Source organism: Prevotella pallens ATCC 700821 (assembly GCF_000220255.1).
GTDB classification, from domain to species: Bacteria; Bacteroidota; Bacteroidia; order Bacteroidales; family Bacteroidaceae; genus Prevotella; species Prevotella pallens.
On record NZ_GL982513.1, the window covers coordinates 2,179,052 to 2,188,416 of the forward strand.

Below are 9,365 nucleotides of genomic sequence, written 5' to 3' on the forward strand. Positions count from 1 at the left end.
TAGTTAAGGACCTTGAAAACTATGTGGGTTGCCAGGTATGATATTAAAAGCAAATAGCCCAAAGTTTATGTTAATGGAAGCTACCAAAAAAAATTAATTATAAAAAAGATTTTTTTAATGATAAAATTCTGAATTTCTAATTAAAAAATAAAATTTTATAATAAAAAATTAGGGCAATTGTTTTTTATCCAAATCAGTCGTTAAAGCTTAAATATATTTTGTTTTATTATCAAGTAGATAGTCTGTCTTTACTACACAGGCGTAGCGGACTACATCAAGTTACAGAGACAAACAAGATGTCGATAAGAAAATAAAAGATGTTAGGAAACAATACCATAGTAATAAGAACTATACATATTGTGTTTAATGACCAATTTAGTTTTAATGGCAACACCTTCTTTTTATTTCCAAATTTTGCCATAAGAAGGTAGACCATAACTAATTCAAGCAAGTTTTAATAGTTATAGAGTTTATAGCTCGTCATATAACATTCGTAGTAAAAAGTTATGGCATAAAGTTCTTTTATAGATACGATAGTTATAAATTGATGGTATATTTATGACAACTATAGTAAATCATTATTTTTAGGTATTGCGGAAAATGTATATTCTTATTACTTTTGCCTCGCAAATAAAAGAGGATGACTAAATTTTTATATATTATAGGCCTGCTTCTGCTTACAGCAATGTCTATAAAGGCACAGCAAACCCCAAAAATGTCTGCATATATTTTGCGTGGTTCTATTACAAATGGCGATGATGCAACAGCTGTAGTGGGTGCCACTGTACGTTTGTTTCAGCAAAATAAATTAGTGGGGGGAACTGTTTCAGGCGATTCAGGCAATTTTAGTGTTCAATGTTCCTTAAAGGGTAGTGTGCGTTTTCGCATTTCTGCCATAGGTTTTCAGGAAGTAGATACCATTATACAAGTTCCTCTTGTAAAACCTTTATATATACGTATGTATACAGGCAATAGTGCAATGAAAGAAGTGGTGGTTACAGCTTCGGAAAAGAAAGGAATAACAAGTACAACCATTATTGGACAAACAGCAATGGAGCATTTACAGCCATCTTCATTTACCGATTTATTAGCATTGTTGCCTGGAGGAATGACAAAAATACCATCTTTAGGCAGTGCTAATGTAATTACATTGCGTGAAGCAGGTTCGCCAAGCTCACAATATGCAACTTCTTCATTAGGAACCAAATTTATTGTAGATGGACAACCCATAGGTACAGATGCTAATATGCAATATATAGCAGGAGCTTTTCAAGGAGATGCCGATAATAGTAGAAATCATATAAGTTATGGCGTTGATATGCGCGAAATACCTACCGACAATATAGAACGAGTTGAAGTGGTACGTGGTATTCCATCGGTTAAGTATGGAGAATTAACAAGTGGACTAATAAATATTACACGAAAGCGTAGTCAAACACCTCTGCAAATTCGGTTGAAAGCCGATGAATATGGTAAATTAATATCAGCAGGTAAAGGCTTTTTGTTGGCAGAAAAATGGAATTTAAATGTAGATGGAGGCTTGTTAGATGCCAAAAAAGAGCCACGAAACCAATTTGAAACTTATAAGCGACTAACTATCTCTGCCCGTATACAACGAAAATGGAAATTAGGAGAACACAACATATTAGAATGGAATGGAGCAACAGACTATGCTTTAAATGTAGACAATGTAAAAACCGACCCCGAAATACAGATACATAAAGAAGACCGTTACCGTTCATCGTACCTAAAAATAGGTATGAATAATAGAATTGTATATAGAAGACTGTTGCCACTTGGCTTGCAAAGAGCCTCTTTTGCTTATACAGCGAGTGTAGCTTTCGACAAAATACATCAGACTGAAGCTGTTGCTTTGCAGCGCGATTATGTAGTTCCATTAGCTTATGAAAGTGGAGAATACGATGGGTTATTTCTTCCTTTCCAATATATAAGCAACTATCGAGTAGAAGGAATTCCATTTTATACTACTTTTAGGGGCGAAACCGAATGGACAGCACAAACAGCACTTATAAATCATCGTATTACAGCTGGAGGTGAATTTATGTTGAACAAAAACTATGGTCGTGGACAGATATTTGATATTACACGTCCGCTACATGCTTCAACAGCTCGTAGACCACGTTCATATAAAGAAATTCCAGCAACAAATATTCTTTCGTTTTATGTGGAAGATAATGCTACATTACCATTAGGAAAACATCAACTAACAGCAATGGCGGGATTGCGCACAACACAAATGCTCAATATTCCAGCAAATTATGCTATACATAGAAAGTTGTTTGCCGACACACGCATTAATGTTCAATGGGATTTTCCACAAGTTTCTGGCTTTAAATTCTTTGTTTCTGGTGGATTTGGTATGATGACAAAGATGCCAACAATACTCGATTTGTATCCCGATTATGTATATAAAGATATTACAGAAATGAACTATTGGGATGCTCGTTCAGAATATAAACGCATTCATATACGTACCTACAAACTTAGTCCGGTAAATCCTAATCTTCAACCAGCACGTAATAAAAAATGGGAAATACGTTTGGGCTTAGATAAAGGTGCACATCATTTCAGTATAACCTATTTCCAGGAAGATATGAAAGATGGTTTCCGAAGCACAGCACGAATGCGTCCATTTGTTTATAAAAAATACGATACTTCAGGTATTAATCCATCTACATTAACGGGACCACCCTCTCTAAGTACATTACCTGTAGTAACCGATACTATATTAGATGGTTATGGAATAACAGAAAATGGGTCGCGAATAAAGAAACAAGGTATAGAGTTTCAATATTCCTCTCCACGAATTCCCTTAATTCAAACCCGAATAACAGTAAACGGCGCGTGGTTCCGAACTATTTACGAGAATAGTATACCTTTGTTTAGTTCAGCTCCAAATGTAGTAGTTGGTGGAATTGCTATTGCCGACAAGTATGCTGGATATTATATGAACACCGACAAATATGATAAACAAATATTTACTTCCAACTTTATTTTCGATTCTTATGTAGATAAGTTAGGTTTAATTTTATCGGCAACTGCCGAATGCTTTTGGATGAGCAGCACTAAACGTCCAGCTACATCAAGTGTTCCTATGGGATATATGGATATTACGGGAACAGTGCATCCATATACCGAAGCCGATAAAAATAATTCTTATTTACGGTGGCTTGTATTGAGTGGTACAGCTGGGCAAGATATGAGTAGTAGGGAACGAAGTTATATGCTTTTAAATTTTAAAGCCACAAAGCAGTTTGGAAAACATCTATCTCTTTCGTTTTTTGCCGATAGAGTGTTTTATATTGCGCCCGATTATAGCGTGAATGGCTTTATAGTTAGGCGCACATTCTCTCCCTATTTTGGTATGGAAGTAGGATTAAAGATATAGAAAACAATTAATAAGAAACAAAAAAAATGAAGACATCAATTAAATTATTTTTTACAGTCGCTTTAACATTGCTTCTTTTTGGTAGTTGTGTCAATGACGATGTTCCAAATGGAGGAAAATCAGCCATTAAATATGCTCGAATAGCGTTGAATGCAAATTTATCTTCATCGTTTAACGATGTAGATTCGCTTTCGAACATTACAGTAAAATTACACAATGTATCAACAGGTAGAGACACACTGTTTGTTGTTTCAGCAATAAAAGTACCCAATAATGGTACCGAAGTAGCACAAACAATAGCTTTAGATACTATTAGAGTGGCAGAAGGTTTATACAATATAGACCTTGAAGCAAAAGCTTGTTATAGTAACAAACTAAAAACTCGAAGCATTGTTCGTGGAAATCTTATGAATCAAACATTAGTGCAAGGTGGCGGAACAGAACTTCCCGTTGTAGGAATTGATATGTTTTTCCCTAATATGGGCAATGGTTTTGTAATTGCAGAAATATTTGCAGCTCGCACTATACGTGATAGTGGAGACCCTTATACGGGAGATCAATACTTCAGAATAACCAATAATTCAGACGAAGTACTCTATGCCGACGGATTGTTTATTGGTGAAAGTGCATTTCAACAAATGATTCATCAAGATTATAAACCATATATTTTAGATAAAGAGACACCTGTACAATATTTAACTAAAGTACCAGGTATGCATGGTAAAGATCATAAATATCCTGTTCAACCAGGTGCTTCTCTCATTATTTGTGATAATGCAATTAATCATAAAACTCCCGAACGTAATCCTAATTCTTTCGATCTTTCAAAAGCTAATTTTGAATGGTACGATGAGTCTACCAATCCAAAAGTTACCGATATAGATAATCCAGAAGTTCCAAATATGGAACGTCTATATACTTATTCTCGCACAATATGGGGACCACACGATCGAGGTTTCTATTCATATATAATAGGTTTTTTAGGTGTAGACAATCAAACCTTTACAACCGACGAATCTTATCAGTACGATTATTCGTATAAGTTTACGTATGGAACAACTGTAAAAGATATGAAATTCCACGCAGTAAAAGTACCAAATACATGGATAACCGATGCTGTAGTATTAGCAATAAAAGACCAAAAAAAGTGGAATGTTATAAGTTCTACATTAGATAATGGCTATGCATGGTTCTCAAAAGTAGACCACGATAAGCAACGTTATGGTAAAGCAGTACGAAGAAAATATGATTCGAAAGCACATAAACTAATTGATACGAACGATTCACAACGCGATTTTGAAACGGTAAAGGCAGATCCGTGGTATGTTTTTAAGTAAGCTATATAATAGCATTATTATTGCAGGCGTTAGTTGTCTGCCAATTTTTGGAAGTGCGCAGAATAATATTTCTGCCACTTCTATTTCGGAGTCGCTAAATTCTGTGAGAGAAACAGAAATATATTTGCAGTATTTCAAACGCTTAACTCCGTTTAATGTTATATCTACTTTGAACGAGTATAATTCTAATTTTTCACAAGTACAAACTGGCTATCAACATAGCGAAGCATCTCTTCCAATTGATGCACAATTGGGAACAGGCGTAGAACAGATGTTTTTTAAAGCACAATCGCACATAAAAGTTGGTAAAAACTCAATTGCTTGGGGCGAAGCGTACTATGAAAATGGCAAACGATTGGGGGTATCATGGAACTTAAATAGCGATTATAAACGTGTGTTTCCATACGTAACTGCCGATACTACCACCGTATCTATGCTACGTGAATACTATCGTTTTAGAGGAGGATATGCACATAAACAAAATAAACTTACATTGGGTGCAGAGTTAAGCTATCAATCTACAATAGAATATCGTAACCGCGACCCACGTCCAAAGAATACTTCGCTCGATGTTCAATTACGTTTAGGATTGGGATACGATGTTTTGCCACAGAGAGTTGTTGCAATGTATGTAGATGTTGGAAGATATACGCAGCAAAGTAATGTTATTTTTATGAATCCTCAAGGTAATCGTGTACTTTATCATCTTACAGGACTTGGTATGCAATATTTTCGCTTTAAAGGGTTACAAAATGCTGTAAAGTATGAAGGAAACAATTATCTAATTGGAATTTCTACGCATACAAAAAGTGGGAACGGATTGCAGGCTTCTGCCGATATGTCGCACGAAAATATACAAAAACGCCTTGCTTCGGAACGAGATATTCCTATTTGCGATATATTTCAAACAAAGTGGCGAGGAGATATTTCGTGGATTAAACAGCAAAAACTATGGACTTATAAGTTAATGCTTAATGCTGAAATAGTAAAACGAGAAGGACAAGAACGCTTTTATGATAGTGGATTAACCAATTATAAGCAGATAGCAAGCTCTAAACCTTTTCTTTTTCAGCAGCAAATTGTACAATTATCATTTGCAACTTTGCATCAATTTTCGCCTGCAACATGGTTTGTTTTACAACCAAACGTGGCTTACGATGTACAAAATACACAATATTTAATGCCTGTGAGACAACTGAAAACAGCATTTATTGTGCCTTCTTTACAGCTGAATTTTTCGCAAATGTTCGCTAAAAGTTTGTTGGCTGCAAGTGTTTCGTCGCATTTTGGTAAGGCTACACATCATCATTTTGTATTCAACGAACCAGAAGTTTTTGATAAACCTGTAGAAATGTTCCGTAATAATGCAGCTATGCAGCAAGCAAATTATTGGGATTTGGAGATACAATTGCGCTACGATATTCGACTAATTAAGGTGCTTTCGTCTGTTTTTGTGCAATTACAAACTGGACACCGATGGTATAATAACAACCAGAATTGGAATAATATAGAACTGTCTATGGGGGTAACTCTCTGATAACAGTTGTTTTTTTAGACAATCAATTTTAAAAATAATAGATTATGAAGAAAATTTTACTAACAACATTCGTTATTTTGTGCAGTGTGATGACTGTTTTTGCACAAGACGATTACAAAATTAAAGAAGATGCTTACTTTAATCAGCGAGTAATAGAACTAACAAAAGCTGGAACTTTAGAGGCACAAGTTATGGACGTCTTCGAAGATGTAGATGTACAAGGCATAAAAGTTATTGGTCCAATGAACGATAAAGACCTTCGTTTTCTGGCTAAATTAGCAAAAGGTGGTACGTTACGCGACCTTCATTCTGCCAATCTTCACGAAGCAAAGTTCGAGAGTATTCCTGAAGGTTGCTTCCAAGATCTTACGTATTTTATGTATATTTACTTTCCAGAAACCTTGAAAACCATAAACGACAATGCTTTTAAAAACTGTAATTTACGTGCTGTGGTGTTTAACAATGGGTTAGAAACAATAGGAAAGTATGCTTTTTATGGAACACATAGCAAATCTCTTTCTATTCCTGCTTCGGTAAAAAATATTGGAGATGCAGCTTTTGGAGGCAATAAAGACTACACAGATGTAAAAGTTGATGCCAACAATGAAAACTTTAAAGTAGAAAATAACTTGCTTTGCAATGTAAAAGAACATAAAGTGCTGCAATGTTTTAATATGGCAGAAGGTGCAGTTGAAATACCTAACGGAATAGAATGTATCGGAGATGGTGCTTTTTCTCCACTAAAAAAAGTTACTTCTGTTAGTATTCCTGCTTCGCTAAAACAAATTGGTAGCGAAGTTTTTAGCGAAACTTATGCCTTAAACCATATTGATGTGTCTGCCGAAAATACTACATTCTCTGCAGTTGATGGTGTTTTGTTTAATAACAATCAGTCTGTTCTTTACACATATCCAGCTTCAAAAAATGGAAAAACTTATACAGTTCCTTCTACAGTAAAGCAAATTGCTGATGGTGCTTTTGCTCAAACCGGTGGACAAAATGCACATGAAGGAATGACATCTAAGGAGAAAAAAGAGAATAATTTAACTAAAGTTGTTGTGCCTGCAGGTGTAGAAAGCATTGGAAATAACGCTTTCCTCTTTAGTGGAATAACAAGTATAGACCTGCCTTATACGCTGAAAAGTATTGGTAGTAGCTGTTTTTATTATACCGACCTTACTAAAATTACTATCCCAGAAGGTATAACACGATTGGAAAATTCTACTTTTGGTGCATGTGCGTCGTTAGAAAGTGTAGTTTTACCAAGCACATTAAAGTATATTGGTAAGGAAATTTTTGCTGTTTATAACTCTTCACTCACCGATATTTCTATTTATGCTACAGAAGTTCCAGAGTGTGATGCTGATGCTTTTTCTACATTCGATAATAGCGTTACACTTCATGTTATGGGCAACGCAAAGCAAAAATACGAAGACGATAGTGTTTTTGGCTCTGGAATTTTCGATTCTATTGTAGGCGATTTAACACCAACAAACGTTACAAATGCTCAACAAAATGCTACAAATGTAGTTGAAGTTGGTATTTATAATACCAATGGTGTTAGATTACAACATAAAGTTCGTGGCTTGAATATCATTAAAATGAGCGATGGTAGCGTACGAAAAGTAATGGTAAACGCACAAAACTAATAGACTATAATTAGAATATAATTCTAATATCTGCTGGTATCTATTCAACTTTTGTTGAGAAATGATACTAAAACAGGTTACAATTATTGAGTAAAGAGAGTGGAGTCTGAAAAGGTTCCACTCTTTTTCTTATTTATGGTACTCGAATGTTTCGGAGCTATTGTTTTTTTGCCGGCAGATATGCCTCATAACAGAAAGGAACTATTGTGAATGCATAGAAGTTAATCAGGCAATACATACCAAAGCAGGCTAATTTCGATAATTTCACAGAAAAAGATTGCAATGATACAGAAGAAAATAAACAGAAGACCGAGATAAAAACTAAATTTTTAAACACAAAAATACGAGTTCTACAAAAGAATATCATAATTTTGCACTTGCTGGTTTACTCTACGGGCAAACTATTTGGATACTGCAAATTCTTTCTTAGAAAAGAATAAAGTTATTTGTAGTTGATGTCTTATAATTTTATAAATAACAAAAAAATGTATATTGGAAAGAAAATAAAATAGTATACTTATAAAATGGAAAAAACAAGAGATTGTCAGTTGTTTATGACCTCTAAAGATGAATTATTATTCTGCGAGGCTTTGAGGACGTTTAATTCTAATATATTTTTTTTAGATGTTAAACCCTCGTTCGAAGGGGATATAGAGAAACGTTTAGCAAAAAATGTTGCTAATTTGAAAAGCGAATTTGTTTCAATAGTCAACTTTAATCTGATTAGTAAAGACGAACTAAGTAAGTGCTATAAGATACGCAACGGATACTATCACTTTTATCAATTAGGTCGTGCTCAAATGCAATTTCTACGTTCCTTACCAGATGTAAATGTAGAAGACTGTTTACAGCATGGGAGAATTGCAGATTCGTATGATGTAAATGATATTGAAGAAAAAGTATGGAAGAGTAGGGTTTATAATATTCTTAAAAAATTAGGACAGAAAGTATATTGGTACTATACTTTACCTGACGGGACAAGAAAAATTGCGATGAAGGCACAAAGTAAATTGATTGCGTTACCAGATGCCGTTGCAAACTATAATGGTAAAAACGGCAATTTTATGATTCATAATAGAGCTATGTTTGTTCCAGAAGGGATTGCACTTGATGAAATAAACGACAATCCAAAACTTATTTAATAATCTTATAATAATATTTTTGGATAAACTAATATTGTTTTCGAACAATAAAACGGAGACTATAAGATGAACCTTAATAGAACATCTTGCAGTTCTTAGTATTCTATGTGTATAGGTTGCGCCTTGTAACGATAAATTGATTTGGTATTTTTTGAGTTGAGGAACAAAATAATTGCAAAAGAATCATCTAAAATACAGAACATGTATATTAAATTTGAAATACTCATAGGAGAGATTAGGATCCTCTAATTAATTGATTTTAAACTATAAAAGCACGAAAAACATATAACT

5 protein-coding genes are annotated in these 9,365 nt (G+C 34.3%); all 5 read left to right on the forward strand.

Annotation, left to right across the window (positions count from 1 at the left end):
* Positions 1–640: 640 nt before the first annotated feature.
* The 5 genes from HMPREF9144_RS08535 (at position 641) to HMPREF9144_RS08555 (ending at position 9,074) form a co-directional block, all read left to right on the forward strand.
* Entirely contained in the window at positions 641–3,409 is a 2,769-nt protein-coding gene (locus tag HMPREF9144_RS08535; protein ID WP_006045564.1) for a TonB-dependent receptor, read from the forward strand.
* 26 nt (positions 3,410–3,435) lie between these two features.
* Positions 3,436–4,746, forward strand: coding sequence for a DUF4876 domain-containing protein (locus HMPREF9144_RS08540; RefSeq protein ID WP_006045565.1), 1,311 nt, complete (start codon positions 3,436–3,438; stop codon positions 4,744–4,746).
* Complete coding sequence (locus HMPREF9144_RS08545; RefSeq protein WP_006045566.1) at positions 4,733–6,283, forward strand: DUF6850 family outer membrane beta-barrel protein; 1,551 nt, start codon at positions 4,733–4,735, stop codon at positions 6,281–6,283. Before HMPREF9144_RS08540 ends, HMPREF9144_RS08545 begins: the two co-directional genes overlap by 14 nt.
* Positions 6,284–6,327: 44 nt before the next feature.
* Positions 6,328–7,932, forward strand: a complete 1,605-nt coding sequence (locus HMPREF9144_RS08550) for a leucine-rich repeat domain-containing protein (protein ID WP_006045567.1) — start codon at positions 6,328–6,330, stop codon at positions 7,930–7,932.
* 524 nt (positions 7,933–8,456) lie between these two features.
* Entirely contained in the window at positions 8,457–9,074 is a 618-nt protein-coding gene (locus HMPREF9144_RS08555) for a DUF8467 domain-containing protein (protein WP_006045568.1), read from the forward strand.
* Positions 9,075–9,365 lie beyond the last annotated feature (291 nt).